Annotated in this window: 11 protein-coding genes; 10 read left to right on the top strand and 1 reads right to left on the bottom strand. The window is 66.7% G+C overall.

The annotated features are described in order from the left end of the window. The first annotated feature begins 364 nt into the window (after positions 1 to 364). Together G5C50_RS31655 and G5C50_RS31650 are read left to right on the top strand one after the other, a co-directional pair. Entirely contained in the window at positions 365 to 682 is a 318-nt protein-coding gene (locus tag G5C50_RS31655; RefSeq protein ID WP_165075994.1) for a helix-turn-helix domain-containing protein, read from the top strand. 55 nt (positions 683 to 737) lie between these two features. Further along, positions 738 to 1784: a helix-turn-helix domain-containing protein gene (locus G5C50_RS31650; protein WP_165075991.1), complete on the top strand. Its 1047-nt coding sequence runs from the start codon at positions 738 to 740 to the stop codon at positions 1782 to 1784. Positions 1785 to 1999: 215 nt separating this feature from the next. Here G5C50_RS31650 and G5C50_RS31645 read toward each other — a convergent pair whose 3' ends face one another. Next, on the bottom strand, positions 2000 to 3472 hold the full coding sequence (locus tag G5C50_RS31645; protein WP_240907433.1) for a DNA methyltransferase: 1473 nt from the start codon (positions 3470 to 3472) through the stop codon (positions 2000 to 2002). Positions 3473 to 3628: 156 nt separating this feature from the next. Here G5C50_RS31645 and G5C50_RS31640 point away from each other — a divergent pair, with 156 nt between their 5' ends. The 8 genes from G5C50_RS31640 to G5C50_RS31610 all read left to right on the top strand — a co-directional run bounded on the left by G5C50_RS31640 (position 3629) and on the right by G5C50_RS31610 (position 13774). After that, a complete protein-coding gene (locus G5C50_RS31640; RefSeq protein WP_165075988.1) occupies positions 3629 to 5356 on the top strand; it encodes a hypothetical protein in 1728 nt (575 codons plus the stop codon). A gap of 117 nt (positions 5357 to 5473) precedes the next feature. Further along, entirely contained in the window at positions 5474 to 6754 is a 1281-nt protein-coding gene (locus G5C50_RS31635) for a Gfo/Idh/MocA family protein (RefSeq protein WP_165075986.1), read from the top strand. Then, positions 6751 to 7746: a DUF6807 domain-containing protein gene (locus G5C50_RS31630; protein ID WP_165075983.1), complete on the top strand. Its 996-nt coding sequence runs from the start codon at positions 6751 to 6753 to the stop codon at positions 7744 to 7746. Before G5C50_RS31635 ends, G5C50_RS31630 begins: the two co-directional genes overlap by 4 nt. A 216-nt stretch (positions 7747 to 7962) precedes the next feature. After that, positions 7963 to 8328 (top strand): RNA recognition motif domain-containing protein, encoded by a 366-nt coding sequence (locus G5C50_RS31625; protein WP_165075981.1) that lies wholly within the window; start codon positions 7963 to 7965, stop codon positions 8326 to 8328. A gap of 156 nt (positions 8329 to 8484) precedes the next feature. Continuing rightward, the gene (locus G5C50_RS31620; RefSeq protein ID WP_165075979.1) at positions 8485 to 8676 is read left to right on the top strand and encodes a hypothetical protein; all 192 of its coding nucleotides are present in this window, start codon (positions 8485 to 8487) and stop codon (positions 8674 to 8676) included. Positions 8677 to 9336: 660 nt separating this feature from the next. Beyond that, positions 9337 to 12018, top strand: coding sequence for a right-handed parallel beta-helix repeat-containing protein (locus G5C50_RS31615; protein ID WP_165075977.1), 2682 nt, complete (start codon positions 9337 to 9339; stop codon positions 12016 to 12018). 344 nt (positions 12019 to 12362) lie between these two features. Continuing rightward, positions 12363 to 12488 carry a hypothetical protein gene (locus G5C50_RS33010; protein WP_255487608.1) on the top strand — a complete coding sequence of 42 codons (126 nt, stop codon included), beginning with the start codon at positions 12363 to 12365 and terminating at the stop codon, positions 12486 to 12488. Between the two features lie 257 nt (positions 12489 to 12745). Beyond that, a complete protein-coding gene (locus G5C50_RS31610) occupies positions 12746 to 13774 on the top strand; it encodes an acyltransferase family protein (protein ID WP_165075975.1) in 1029 nt (342 codons plus the stop codon). Positions 13775 to 13965 lie beyond the last annotated feature (191 nt).

Below are 13965 nucleotides of genomic sequence, written 5' to 3'. Positions count from 1 at the left end.
ATTATTGGCCGATTGTCTGTTACAAATCCCTGTATTGGCAACGACATGCGCCTCTGAAAATAATCGCCGTTCTACTAAGTGCATCGGTCTCCCAGGCCCCGATCGGCGGCGATTCACAGCGTTCAACCGCCTTAACCCCGACTTCATCCTCGAAAACCCATGGAGAGCCCTTCGGATCCAGGGGATCTGCACCCGATAAGGCAGTTTGGAGAAGCCAGGGAAAGGCCGTCAGACCAAGGGAGTGGCTACGACCATGGGCGTCGGCACGGCGGTGTTACGCGAGCGGCGGCCGATTTCAGGCCGTCGAGGGGTCGGAGGCGGGCGGACCGGGCGGAATCAGCCTGGAACAAGGGAGTGCCCCGCGATGACGACGGACGTCGACGAGGCGACCCAGGTCGACTGGGTCCAGAGCGTGCTGTTCGACCGCGGCTACCTGGCCCGGATCCGGGGCGAGGCGATCAAGGTTTATCTGGTCGTCGTCGAGGCGGTCGGGGGAGAGCCCGATCGCAGCGTGACCATCAGTTTGAACCAACTGGTCGCGCGCACGCGTCTATCCACGCCCACGGTCATTGACGGCCTGGCCCAGCTTGAGCGGCTGGGGCTGGTGGTGTCGACGACCGGCCCTCGGGGGAAGGTGAAGACGTATTACGTCGCCGACCCCCCGGCCCTCGACGCGGATTGACCGGCCCCCGGCCGACGATTGGGAAGGGACTCCGAGGCGAAGGCGGCATCCGGCCATGGCATCGTATTTCTTTCGGGTCGAGCACGACTTGCTCCGGTCCGACGCCTTCCGATCGCTGGGAGGCTCGGCGATCAAGGTGTATCTCGTGATCGGCCTCTATTCCGACTTCGGGACCGACTGGGGATATCCCAGCACCCGGACCATCGCGCGCCAGGCGGGCCTGAGCCGACAGACGGTCATCGACGCCATTCAGGAGCTGATCGCCTCCGGCCTGGTGATCGCCAACAAGTCGCGGGGGAAGTCGACGGCCTATCGAATCATCCGCGAGCCCGCGCCCGAGCGTCGGCCGACCGGGGACCGGGCCAAGCCCACCTCAAGTAAGAAGACCAGTTCGGCCCCCAGAACCGGCCGAGATCTTTTAGAAGGACCGCCGGAAACCGGTCCAAAATCCTTAGTCGACCCCTCGAAATCCGGTCTATTCTCTTTAGTTGAGCCGGCCCAGAAGCTGGACCACAGCGGCCGCGAGGGTGGGCCCAAACGAGAAACAGGATCAAAAGAGGACACAGCATCAGCGGCGATCCCTGGAACCCCCTTCCGCCTGAGCGCCGACGGCCGGCTCCTTGTTGCTGTTGATTTGCAGGAATTGTTGACGGATCAGGGCCTCCCCGAGAACCTCGCAAGCCGCCTAGTTACGCAGCGCGATCCCGAGGCGGTCGCCAAGGTTCTCCTTAATGCGCTCTACCTTCAAAGCCAGGGCAAGCTGCAAAACGCCCCCGGCTACATCCGGTCGGGGATTGAGGACGGCTACGACCTGCTCCCCCAGGTGGCCAACCGCCTGGAAACCCGCCGCCGCGAACTGCAAGAACGGCTTCGGCGGATCGAACGCGAGCAGAGCCAGGCGCGCGAAGTCGATTCGCTGGCCTCCCAGGAAGCGGCCGTCTCGTACGTCCTTGAGAACCTGCATCCCGATGAGCTGAAACGACTTACGGCGGTCGCTCTGAAGGCTCTGCCGGAGCCCGTCGTGCGTCGCAACCCGACTCTCTCCAACCCCTTCGTCCGGGGCAAGGTCTACGAGCTGGCCTGCGGCGAACCCGTGGAATAGCAGCCACTTACGGCCGATGAGGCGAGTCTCGACGAAACGCGGCCTTCGAGCCGCGTTTCTTTATGCGCCGAGGGGACGGCGGGCGTCCCGTATACGCAACCGGGCTCCGAGTGCCATTTTGGCAGCCGGGTGCATTGCGTATTGGGGATGACCGGTGTGGGTCGATTTGTCCCTCAGTGCCCACAGTTACGGCATCCCGTAAAAGGGAATTGCGTTTACGGGATGCCTGGAGTGGTCGTCGCGGAGGCCGGCTTGCGGAAGATGAGGAGGTCGCGGACCTGGCCGAGGAGGCGGCCCTCGACGCGGGCTCGGCGGACCTGCTGGGGGGTGTAGTCGCCGCTCATGGGGCAACTGATCCGGCGCTCGGGGAGGAAGCCGGCGGCGAGGGCGGCCTGATATCCCATGAAGGCGTGGTCGATGTATCCGTGGCCGCGGGGGAGATCCTTCTCGGTTTGTGCGGCCAATAAAAGCGCGAAGCAGGCTGCGGGTTTCAGGTTTAGAAAGGCGATTGACGCGAGGTCAGTCAAGAAGCTCGTCCAGGCATCGAGGGGGGCGTCGGCGACGGAGCCCCGGGGGTACTTGCGGGCGAGCATCGTGTGGTACGGGGGGTCGCAGAAGATGAGGTCGCAGTCGCGGGCTTCGGGGGGGAGGCCAAGACGGATGTCCAGTGGAGCGATCTCGGGGCGGACCGGTTCGAGGTCGTAGGCGAGGCAGCGCCGGCCCATGGCGAGTGCGACATCGTAGGTGGTCCCGCCGCCGGCCATGGGGTCGACGACGAGGGCTCCGGGGTCGGTGTAGTAGTGGAGGGCGTGGGCGACCAGCGACGGCGGGATGGAGCCCGGGTGGGGGACGCCGAAGGCCCGGTCGTGGCGGAACGACCAGACGTCGTAGGGGGTGGGGCGGAAGTCGGCCGAGTAGCGGTCGCGGCGGCGGAGGTCCTTGTAGGCGGCGTGGATCGTCTTGGTCTCGGCGTCGATCTGGGCGACGCCCGCCAGGGCCCGGGGGTCGCCTTCGCCGGCCTTCGCCCAGACGGCGCGGGCCTGGCGGTATAAATCCTTGCCTCCCAGGCCGATACGCTCGGCGATGGCGACGTCGGTCCGGCCCGTCCGGCGGCTCGGGCTCCCCTGCCCTTCGTCGTCGGCCCGAGCGTCGGAATTCCGACGCTCGATATCGTCGGTCCAGGACGGATGGTCGCCGAAGGGGATGGTTCGGGGGGATGAGTTGTCTGGGCTGTTTCGGAGGTTCTGTCGGCTGCGGGAGCGGGCGTCGGCGGAGAGGAGGGTTTCGAGGGCGTCGGCCTCGCGCATGAGTTGGCTGAACGTCTTGCGGCGCTGGCGGTTATACTCTAGGACGGCAGCCCTGCGGGCGGCGTCGGAGTCGAACTCGCGGATGGTGCAGGGGACGCGGTCGGTCCCCAACTCCAGGGCGCAGGCCAGGCGGCGATGACCGGAGACGACCTCCCAGCGACCTTTCGCCAACCCCGGCGCGACCACTAGCGGTTCCAGGACGCCGTGCTCGCGGATGCTCTCCAGCAGGTCGGCGATCTGCCCGGAAGGTTCGCCGTAAACCTCGACGCTGAAGAGATTCCAGTCGAGCGACCGGACGTCCATCAGGGCGAACGGCGGGGCCCCCGGGATCGGGCTCGCGGGGAGGCTCGGCCGGGAGGCGCGGCGCGCGGGGGAAGGCATGGAGGACGTCCTTGTCCGGGGTGTCGTGCCGAGGATTCCGGGGCGGAATCTAGCAGAGGGGGCGGTTCGTGTCGAGGAGAGCCTGCCTGGGGACTCGTCCCTGCCTGTACAGGGCTGGCGGGGCGGTTCGGAGAGTGGCATCATCCGGGGATGGACGTGACCATCACGAATGACCCGGCCCGCATCGCGGAGTTTCGGATCAAGGCCGACCCGTTGAAGCAGCTCTTGCAGGAACTGTCCGAGCTTAGCTTCTACGATCACGAACTGGTCATGCTTCGGGAACGCCGCGCCGAGGCGGTCCCGAAGCTGCTGGAGATCGCTCGCAGGCTGCGACTTCGGGAACTCGATGGGGTCAAGGCTATGCTGGCCCTCTGCATGCTGGAGGATCCCGCGGTCCTGCCGATCGCCCGCGAGGCACTTCAAATGTCGGGCGAGGCCGCCCCGCTCCGGTCGGACTTGATGACCGACGAAGCTCGGTTCCTCGGGACGGATCCGGAGATCCAACGGATATTGCTGGATGGGCTCGACTCGCCGGATCCTGAACGTGCAATGCAGGCCGTGTATGAATGCGGCTTCCTGGCGCCGCCGGGGGCGGTGGACCGGTTCGTTGAACTTCTTCAGAAGCCCGATACGCCGGACCGGCCGAGGCTCGCCTTCTGGATCGGCCAGCTTGATCCAACGGTCGCTGACCTGAAGGCCATCGAGGCGGTCTGGCTCGATGAGCCGCCGGGCGATGGCGAGCGCACGTATTTGGATGCGGTGGCGGCATCGGCTGAGAACGGCCCGCCGGAGGTGCGACGCGTGGTGGTCGAGATCCTCCTGCGATACTTCCGCGAGTGTCTCGACGGAGTCCGACCTTTCACGGATGTCCCGCTTGATAGCTCCCTCAGGGCTCTTCGTCGGGCTGCATCCGACGATCCGCGATGCGTCGAAATCGCCGCCGCTCTCGTTCGCGCACGCCTTGGTCTGAAAGGGCTCAATACCCCGCTCGATGTTCTTGCGGCTGGGGACCGGATCCGACATCGCGCGGTTTGCTTGGAGTTGCTCCAGGATCCGGATGCTCAGACAGCCCTTCGTGCGGCCTGGTCCCTGGGAGCCGGTTCGAGCGGGATCGAGGATGAAGAAGTGGTCGCGGCGGTTCGCGCGGCCATGGCGCAACATGGGTCGCGTGAAGCGTACAGAGGGATACTCGCGAAGATCGAGGGGAGTTCGGATGAATCGGCGGCTGAAGACGGGGAGGAGGCCGCGATCGGGTTGGACCGTATGCGGATCTTTTGGCGGAAGCGAGGGATCGACCTTCGGGCCGCTCTCGCCCGCATGGCGGCGCTTGGTGTACTGAGAGACGTCGACGGTCTGGCGGAGGCGGTTCTTGAGGAACTGCACCGGGACTATCCGGGTCGCGAGTTTGCACCGGCCGACGTCTTCCTGGAAGTTCTGGAACGGGCGGGCGTCAAGATCGACTTCGAACCGAAGGCCGGCTTCTATCCCCCGCGCCACGATCGGCTGATCCGTCGCCTTGCCGAAGCCACCCGAGGCAGATTGATCGTCGAGGCCGCCGCCCAGGTATGGGACTGGGATAATCCCCCGGACATCTCGGATGAGGAATATCAGGGGCGAATCTGGGACACCGGTTATCTCGTCGAGTTCCTCCACGACGGTCGTCTTGTGACGTTCCAGGCTTCTTACCTCGGCCGGTCCTATGACGTCACGGCCTTGATGACCGCCCTCAACGAGGCTCTTCGCGCTGCAGGTAGGCGAGAGAGGTTCCATTACTCCGTGAACCACAGGTACTACGGGAGCTATCTTTTCCTCTCCCCGGAAGCGGCCGAGGTGGCTCGCGAGGAGTTCTTCCTCTCGGTTGAGAAGCCTTTGCAGGCCGGGTGAAAGCAAAAGCGTGGGGGCTGAACGCCGATCGCCGGCCGGTTGATCGGGGGTCGCGGGTGGGGTAGGTTCGGCGTTCGCCATGGGGAGAAGCCGGGACGCTTGTGGAGGAGTCGGGTCATGCGCGAATCGAGTCGTCTGCATCGGCGGGGGTTTCTCGGGGCGGCGGGGGCGGCGGGGTTCGCCGTCGGGACGGCGGGGAAGGTGCTGGGAGCGAATGAGACGATCACGGTCGGCGTGATGGGGCTGGGGGGACGCGGGCAGACGCATGCGTCGACGTTCGCGGGGACGCCGGGGGTGCGGGTCGCCTACGTCTGCGACGTGGACGAGTCGCGGACCGGAGCGACGGTCGACCGGCTGACGAAGGCCAAGCGCGAGGCGCCCAAGGGCGTAGGCGACTTCCGCCGGATCCTCGACGACAAGGGGGTCGACGCCCTGATCGTGGCCACCTGCAACCACTGGCATGCCCCGGCGAGTTGGCTGGCCTGCGAGGCGGGGAAGCACGTCTACGTGGAGAAGCCTTGCAGTCACACCCCGCACGAGGGTGAGGTGCTCATCGCCGCGGCCCGGAAGGCGAACAAGGTCGTCCAGATGGGGAACCAGAAGCGGAGCTGGCCGAAGGTCATGGAGGGGATCTCCAAGGTCCGCGAGGGGGCCATCGGCACGCCCTACCTGGCCCGCTGCTGGTACAGCGCCGATCGCGGGTCGATCGGCAAGGGCGTGGAGGGGCCGCCGCCGGCGAAGCTCGACTACGAGCTGTGGCAGGGGCCGTCGACGCGTCGGCCGTTCCGCAGCAACATCCTCCATTACAACTGGCACTGGTTCTGGCACTGGGGCAACGGCGAGTTGGGCAATAACGGCGTCCACACGCTGGACCTCTGCCGGTGGGGCCTGGGGGTCGACTTTCCCACGCGGGTCGTCTCGCAGGGGGGCCGGTACTGCTTCGACGACGACCAGGAGACGCCCGACACCCACATCGCCTCGTACGAGTTCGGCTCTGACAAGCTGATCTCGTGGGAAGGCCTGAGCTGCAGCCCGTTCCGACCCGGCGACGCCACGGCCGACGCCACCTTCTGGGGGGACAAGGGGACGCTCTCGATCATCGGCGGCGGCTACGTCGTTTACGACCACAAGGGGAAGGAGATCGACAAGGCGACCGGGGCCGCCGGCGACAAGGACCACGTCGCCAACTTCCTGGCCGCCATCCGCGACGGGGCCAAGCTGAACAGCGAGATCGCCGAGGGTCACAAGAGCACCCTCCTCTGCCACCTGGGGAACATCGCCCACCGGACCGGCCGGGCGCTCGCCTGCGACCCCAAGGACGGCCGCATCCTGAACGACTCCGAGGCCATGACGCTCTGGACCAAGGAATACGCCCCCGGCTGGGAGCCGCCGAAATGAACCGACGTCCCCTGCTCCTCTCCACGTTCGCGGCCCTGGCGTTCGCGGCGGGTCCCGCGCGCGCCCAGGGTCTTCCGGAACTCCCCGCCGCCAAGCCGGTGCCGGTCGTGCAGGTGCTGCCGCTGCCCGACGATCAGACGTCGTTCACAGTGGGGGGGCGCGAGGTCGCCCGGTACTGGTTCGCTCCCCGGCAGGAGCGGCCGTTCGTGTACCCGATTATCGGGGCGTCGGGGCGTTCGCTGACTCGGATGGGCCACCCGCGCGATCCGGTGGGGCACGGCCATCACAACTCGTTCTGGGTGGCGCACCAGTCCGTCGACGGCGAGAACTACTGGGAAGACCCAGGCGCGCCCCGGATCGTCCCCCGGAAGATCCTCCGCTACGACGACGGCGACGCCGAGGCGGCGATCACCTCCGATAACGACTGGGTCGGCGCCGACGGCCGCGTCCACATGACCGACCGACGCCGGATGACGGTCCGCCCGATGAAGGACGGCGAGTGGCTGCTGACCCTGGACCTGCAGTTCCGCGCCCCGGATACGCCCGTGAATCCGGGCGGGTCGGTGGTGCTGGGGGATACGGCGTTCGGCCCGGTGGCCGTCCGGATGGCCAAGACCATCGGCGTGGCCGACGGCGGCGGCCGGCTCCGGAACTCCGAGGGGAACGAGGACGAGCAGGGGCCCAACGGCTGCTTCCGCAAGCCCGCGCGCTGGGTGGATTACTCGGGGCCGATCGTGGAGGGCGTCGCCGAGGGGATCACCCTGCTGGACCATCCCGCGAACCCCAGCCACCCCTCCCCCTTCCACGTCCGCCGCGACGGCTGGATGGGCGCTGCGCTGACCTTCGGAGGCGCCAGGACCATCGAGCCGGGCAAGCCCCTTTTGCTCCGATACGCCCTGTACGTCCACCGCGGCGTCCCCACCCCCCAGACGATCGACGCTGTTTGGACGGAGTTCGCGAAGGGACGCGTCGAACCCCTGCCGGCCAAATGAAGAGATCCTTTCAGAGAGGGTGCGAAAAAAATAAAAAGGCCGATTATCCGATTTTTTGCGGCAGAGCCTGATACAATAGATCCCGGTCGACCGACGACCTAGCGGTCGGGTGAGCTTGAAAGGCTCTCCCCGATGCGCGCCGGGCCCGCCTTGGGCCCATCTTTCTTCTCGGCCCGGAAAGCGCCAGCGGGCCGGCCTTACGCCTCGGAGTCGATTTTGGCCAAGAAGCTCTATGTCGGGAACCTGACCTACCAGATCAATGATACGGACCTCGAGGCGCTCTTCGCGACCTACGGGACCGTCCAAAGCGCCCAGGTCGTCATGGACCGGGACACCGGCCGTTCCAAGGGATTCGGCTTCGTCGAAATGTCCACGGAAGAGGAGGCCCAGGAGGCCATCCAGGCCCTCAACGGCCACAACTACGACGGTCGCAACCTGACCGTCAATGAAGCCAAGCCGCGTGAGCCCCGCTCCGGCGGCGGCGGTTACGGCGGCGGCGGCCGCGGCGGTTACGGCGGCGGCGGTGGCGGCGGCTACGGTGGTGGCGGCGGCTACGGCGGCGGCGGCGGCCGTCGGTATTGATTCCGACTGCGGCCGGGGCGGGCGTCTCTTCCGGGCGGCCCGCCCCTGCCGCACCGATATCCTCTCCTCCCGAGCGCGGCCGTCCGGTCGCCTCAATGATCGGTTGCGCTCGCCTCGAAGCCGAAGGGGCGTCGCCTTCTCCCGAAGGAGGATCTGATGCTTCCCAGGCGTCATCACACCCCCCCTGTTCCGGCTTCCAACCGGCTCCAATGCCCCGTCTGTCGCAAGTCGGTCTACTCGAAGGCCGGCATCCATCCCCAGTGCGCGATCAAGCTCGTCGATCAACCCCTCCCCGACGCTGAACCGACCGCCATCGCGGATTCGGTAGACGCCAGTCGACGCGCCTGAATCCTCGCCTCTCTTCCCTCCCCCGAGCCGAAGGCGGTCGCGCTCTCGACCAGCCTCCGAATTTAGCTCTCCGCGCGGCTTCCGGCGTGGGTTCGTTTTTTGGCCTCCGATATCGAAGCCGTTCGTTGTAAACGATGAACTGGCTGGGCCTTGGGGCGAAAAATCCGGGCTCGGAAATTGGCTTCGATCGGCGAGATCGTTTGACAATCCTCGCTCAACACTCGCAGCACCTGCGGGAAGCCGTTTCTGGATTGAGGGCTGGATTCGGGCGTTATAGCAATGCATGCGTGGTTATTTGGTAGGCGACGGTCACGCGGGGACCAACGCCGGTTCATGACCATGCAAGCGTGGCCATGGCACCCAGCGCCCAGCATCTCCTGAGGCTTCTACATAGAACGGGGGCCAAACTCGGGGAATGTGGCGGACATAACGCGAGGTGTATGGGGGTGAATGGATCGTGTACGCCGGTTGAATGGATCGAAGCCTACGAGGTCTCAGACGGTCGCCGCGATGCTCAGGCAGGCCGTAGCCGAGCGTTGAGGCGGTGGTGGCTGTAGCCGGCGGCCGGCGCGCGTTAGAGTCGCCGCAGGGTCGCCGCCAAGTATGGGAGGCTTCTCATGAGCACTGTCGGTCTTCAGCCGAAGTGGAGGAGCCTTACAGATGCTGAAGGCTGGCGCGGCGGCCCGCCCGTGTGGAGTCCCGCCGATGCTGCTCCGACGTTGCTGGTCCACGGTTGTGGTGATCCTCTTCGCCGTTCCAGTCGCCCAGGCCCAAACCGGCGAGGTGGTGCGGGTGACGCCCGGGGGGGCGGTGGGCTCGCTGGAGGAGGCTCGCGACAAGGTCCGCGAACTGCGCAAGGGGCAAGCCGCGCGGACGCCGGTGACAGTCCTGTTCGCGGCGGGGACGTATCGGATGACCAGGCGGGTCGCGTTCGGGCCTGAGGACGGCGGGGTCAGTTACGAGGCCGAACCGGGGGCCGAGGTCGTCCTCGACGGCGGCCGTGAGATCGAAGGGTTCACGAAAGGCGCCGACGGGCTCTGGTCCGTGAAGGTTCCCAAGGCTGCCGCGTCGATGCATGGGAACCCCTTCGAGCAACTCTACGTCAACGGCCGCCGGGCCGTCCGGGCGAGGACGCCGAACGAGGGTTACTTCTATATCAAGAAGCGATCCGAGCCCGAGGGCGTGCGCTCGTTCATTGGGCGCCGCGAGGATCTCTCGGCGCTCGGCAGGCTGACCGACCGCCAGTTGCGGGACGCGAACCTCGTCGCCTACCACTCATGGGAGGTCTCGCGGCACCGCATCGCGAAGGTCGACAATGCGAAGGGCCTCGTCGAACTGACCGGCCCGGCGCCCTGGCCGTTCCTCAAGTGGGGATCGAACCAGCGCTATCATCTGGAGAACTTCCGAGGGGCCCTCGATCAGCCCGGCGAATGGTTCCTGGATTTCGACGGCACCCTGCTCTACAAGCCCCTCCCCGGCGAAACGCCCGAGACGACCCGGGCCGTCGCGCCCGTCGTCGAGGCGTTCGTCGCGATCCAGGGCGATCCCGACAAGGGAACGGTCGTCGAGGATCTGACGTTCCGCGGCCTGACGTTCCGCCACTCCGCCTACCGCCTGCCGGCCGAGGGGCACGGCGACCATCAAGCGGCCTCCAGCATCCCGGCCGTCATCATGGTCGACGCGGCGCGTCGGGTTGAGATCAAGGATTGCCGGATTGAGCACGTCGGCATCTACGGCGTCTGGTTCCGCCGAGGATGCTCCGATTGCAAGGTCGAGCACACCGCGCTGACCGACCTGGGCGCGGGGGGAGTTCGCATCGGCGAGACCTCCATGCCGGCGAAGCCCGCCTATGCGACGGGGAAGATCACGGTCGACGACTGCATCATCCGAGGTTACGGCCAGTGGTTCCCCGGCGCGATCGGCGTCTGGATCGGCCAGTCGAGCGACAACAAGGTCGTCCACAACGACATCGCCGACGGCTCTTACACGACGGTCTCCGTCGGCTGGTCCTGGGGATACAAGCCGACCGACTGCAAGCGGAACACGATCGACTACAACCACCTGCACCACCTGGGCCGGAACGTCCTCAGCGACATGGGGGGCGTCTATACGTTGGGGTTCTCGGAGGGGACTTCGGTCAGCCACAACGTCATCCACGACGTCGACTCCTACGTGAAATCCGGAGCCGGCGGCTGGGGCCTGTACAACGACGAGGGGTCGACGGGGATCGTCCTGGAGGGGAACCTCGTCTACGACACGACCACGGGGAGCTACCACCAGCACTACGGCCGCGAGAACGTGGTCCGCAACAACATCCTGGCGTTCAGCAAGTACGGCCAGGTCGTGCGAAGCCGGCCCGAGGAGCATCTATCATTCACGGTTGAAAACAACATCATTTACTGGAACGACGGCCCGCTGCTGACGGGGAACTGGAAGGACTCGCAGCACTACCGGATCGACTCGAACCTGTATTACGAAGGAACGGGCGCGACGGTGGAGTTCCCCGGCGGGCTCTCGCTGGAAGCCTGGCGGAAGCAGACCGGGCAGGACGAGCATTCGAAGATCGCCGACCCGCTGTTCGAGAACGCCGATGCGCGCGACTTCCGCCTCAAGGCGGGGAGCCCGGCGGCCTCGGTGGGCTTCAAACCGTTCGATTTCACCAAGGCCGGCGTGCGCGGCGACGGCGCCTGGCGGAAGGAGGCCGACGCCCCCCTGCCCGCCTCCACCCCCACTCCCGAGCCGCCGGCGATGGCCGTCGACGACGACTTCGAGGAGGCGTCGCCGGGGACGTCGGGCTACGCGCCCGATTCCGCGACGATGTCGGACGGCGGCCGGCCTGAACTCGTGGCGATCACCGAGGAAGCCGCGGCGCAGGGGCGGCGGAGTCTGAAGATCGCCGACGCGTCGGGCCTCAAGAACGGGTTCGACCCGCACTTCTACTTCAGGCCGAACTACAAGAAGGGCCTGGCGACCTGCTCGTTCGCGATCCGGACGGAGCCGGGGGCGGTCTTCTACCACGAGTGGCGCGACGGATCGAGCCCGTACAAGGTCGGCCCCAGCGTCTGGTTCCGCGACGGCAAGATGCTCGTGGGGGGCAAGCCCGTGATGGACGTCCGGCCGGGCGAATGGCTGCGGGTGGAGGTCTCCGCGCGGCTGGGGGAGGACGCCTCGAAGCCGACCTGGAACCTGACCGTCTCCCGCCCCGGCGCCGAGCCTTTGCGGCTGACGGATCTCCCCGCTTCCCCCGGCTGGAAGTCGGCCGATTGGGTGGGCTTCAGCAGCTCGGCGACCGCTCCCACGGCCGTCTTCCTGGACGACCTGAAATTGCGCGCGATTCCCTGAAATCGAGTTTGGCGCGGGCGTCAGCTTGCGACGTTGAAGTCGCATCGTTATATTGCTCTGTCAGCAATCCTTTCTTTTGCTGTTCGGACCGCGTCCCCGTCTTCGCTGGGGGCCGAGATGAGACCGACGATCCGTAACCACCGGGCCCGTCCGAGCGTGAGGGGCTTCCTCGCGCCCCGCGTCTCGATGCGCCCCTTCTGCGAAATTTTGTCTTCGGCAGAGCGATTTTCCGTCCCCGTCGATCGAACCTGTCCTTCACTCGGAGCGTAGTGTCTTACGAAATCAATCCCTGCGCACAATTCGACCCTCGGGTCGCGAAAGCATAAATACAAGGAGTGTCGGCCGTGAAGCATGTATTAAAGCTCGGCTCGCTGGAAACCGCCCTGATCCTGCCTGACGACGCCGTCACTCGCATCGGCACTCTGGGGGTCATCGGCGGCGGCCTCCTGGCTCTGGCGCTCCTGTTCTGAGCGGCAGCGCCTCTCCCACCAATTCGGTTCAGGCGGTCTGACGACCCGCGCACCGGCTCGATCCACGTTTCGAGCCGGCGCGCGGGTCGTCGCCTATTTCCCTCGTCGACCTCGCTTGACGACTTTCGAGGGGAGGGATAGACTCCCGCTCGATCCATCGGCAGGGGTTGAAGAATCCCTCGCTGATCGATCACCCCCCTGCGGGCGCGACGCCCACGCAACAAGGATGGATTCAACACCCAGTGGGGCGAGGACTCATGAGGAGTTCCAACCAACTCACGGCGCGGTCGTCCGCCGCCATGCTGGTCGGCCGGCGAGACGCTTCCAGCGACCGGACGCGAACTTCGGCCGTCGTGTTCGACGCCGGGATTCAGGGACGGGTCGCCGGGTTCGACGTGCTTCGCCTGGTGGCGCTGACGGCGATCGTCGCGTTCCACGCGGGCGCGCCGGGGGCGGATTACACCGCCTGGCGTTTGCCGACCCTGGCGATCATCTCAGCCTCCCTGGCCGCCGGACGAGACCCCCGGTCGTTTTCGGGACAGGTCCGCAAATCGGCCTCGCGACTGCTGGCCCCCTGGGCCTTCTGGTGCGGCGTTTACGGTGTCATCGACCTGAGCCTGCAGCTTCGGCTGGGGGTCTCGATCGTCGACGACCTGGGCGCTCGAGTGCTGCTGACGGGGACCTCGGTCCACCTGTGGTACCTGCCGTTCGCCTTCACGATGATGCTGTTCATCAACGTCTCCCGACGGTTGACGACCCGGATGAATCCGGGCCTGTTCTCCGGGATGGCCGTGGCGCTGGCCCTACTGGCGCTGGCGGCGCTGGCGGTCCACAAGCCCTATCAGGGGGACGCCGGAACTCCCGGGCCGCAATGGCTCCGATGCCTGCCGGCCGTCTTCCTCGGCCTGGGCATGGGGACGGCCATGCGGCAAGAGACCCTGGGGCGCCCGGCGCTGGTCGGCCTGGCTCTGGCGACGGCCGCGGCCTGCGGGGCGATCGCCGCCGGCCTGCACGACGAACTGGCCCTCCGCTACGGCCTCGCGGCCCTGCTCGTGGCGGCGGCGGCGAGCTGGCGGTTCGACCCTCCGCAATGGCTGACCGCGACGGTCGGCATGGGGATGGGGGTCTACCTCGTCCACATGGCCGTCCACCGTGTCGTCTACGCCCTTGCCAACCGTCTGCCGACCCCCGACCTGACCCCCGCCGGGCAGGGGCTGGTCGTGATCGTGCTCTCCTTCGCGCTGGTCGCGGCGCTCTCGCGGACGCGGCTGAAGCGGTTCGTTTGAGCGACCGCGAGTCTGCCTCCGCGAGGATCGGGCGACGGCCATAATGGCCTTCCCCCCTGGAGGGGGAAGGTGGCCCGAAGGGCCGGATGAGGGGGACGACCGGCTTCGGGCTCGCATCCAACGGGTCGTTCTCGATCCCGTGGCGGTTCCCCCCTCATCTGACCGCTGCGCGGTCTGTCTTCCCCCTCCAG

The organism is Paludisphaera rhizosphaerae, from assembly GCF_011065895.1.
GTDB classification, from domain to species: Bacteria; Planctomycetota; Planctomycetia; order Isosphaerales; family Isosphaeraceae; genus Paludisphaera; species Paludisphaera rhizosphaerae.
Note: the sequence above shows the minus strand (reverse complement) of the source record. Positions and strands in the feature narration are given on the sequence as shown.

Bases quoted from the DNA above. Each gene is read 5' to 3' on its own strand.
- G5C50_RS31655 (WP_165075994.1), top strand. From the start codon at position 365: ATGACGACGGACGTCGACGAGGCGACCCAGGTCGACTGGGTCCAGAGC.
- G5C50_RS31650 (WP_165075991.1), top strand. From the start codon at position 738: ATGGCATCGTATTTCTTTCGGGTCGAGCACGACTTGCTCCGGTCCGAC.
- G5C50_RS31645 (WP_240907433.1), bottom strand. From the start codon at position 3,472: ATGCCTTCCCCCGCGCGCCGCGCCTCCCGGCCGAGCCTCCCCGCGAGC.
- G5C50_RS31635 (WP_165075986.1), top strand. From the start codon at position 5,474: ATGCGCGAATCGAGTCGTCTGCATCGGCGGGGGTTTCTCGGGGCGGCG.
- G5C50_RS31630 (WP_165075983.1), top strand. From the start codon at position 6,751: ATGAACCGACGTCCCCTGCTCCTCTCCACGTTCGCGGCCCTGGCGTTC.
- G5C50_RS31620 (WP_165075979.1), top strand. From the start codon at position 8,485: ATGCTTCCCAGGCGTCATCACACCCCCCCTGTTCCGGCTTCCAACCGG.
- G5C50_RS31615 (WP_165075977.1), top strand. From the start codon at position 9,337: ATGCTGAAGGCTGGCGCGGCGGCCCGCCCGTGTGGAGTCCCGCCGATG.
- G5C50_RS31610 (WP_165075975.1), top strand. From the start codon at position 12,746: ATGAGGAGTTCCAACCAACTCACGGCGCGGTCGTCCGCCGCCATGCTG.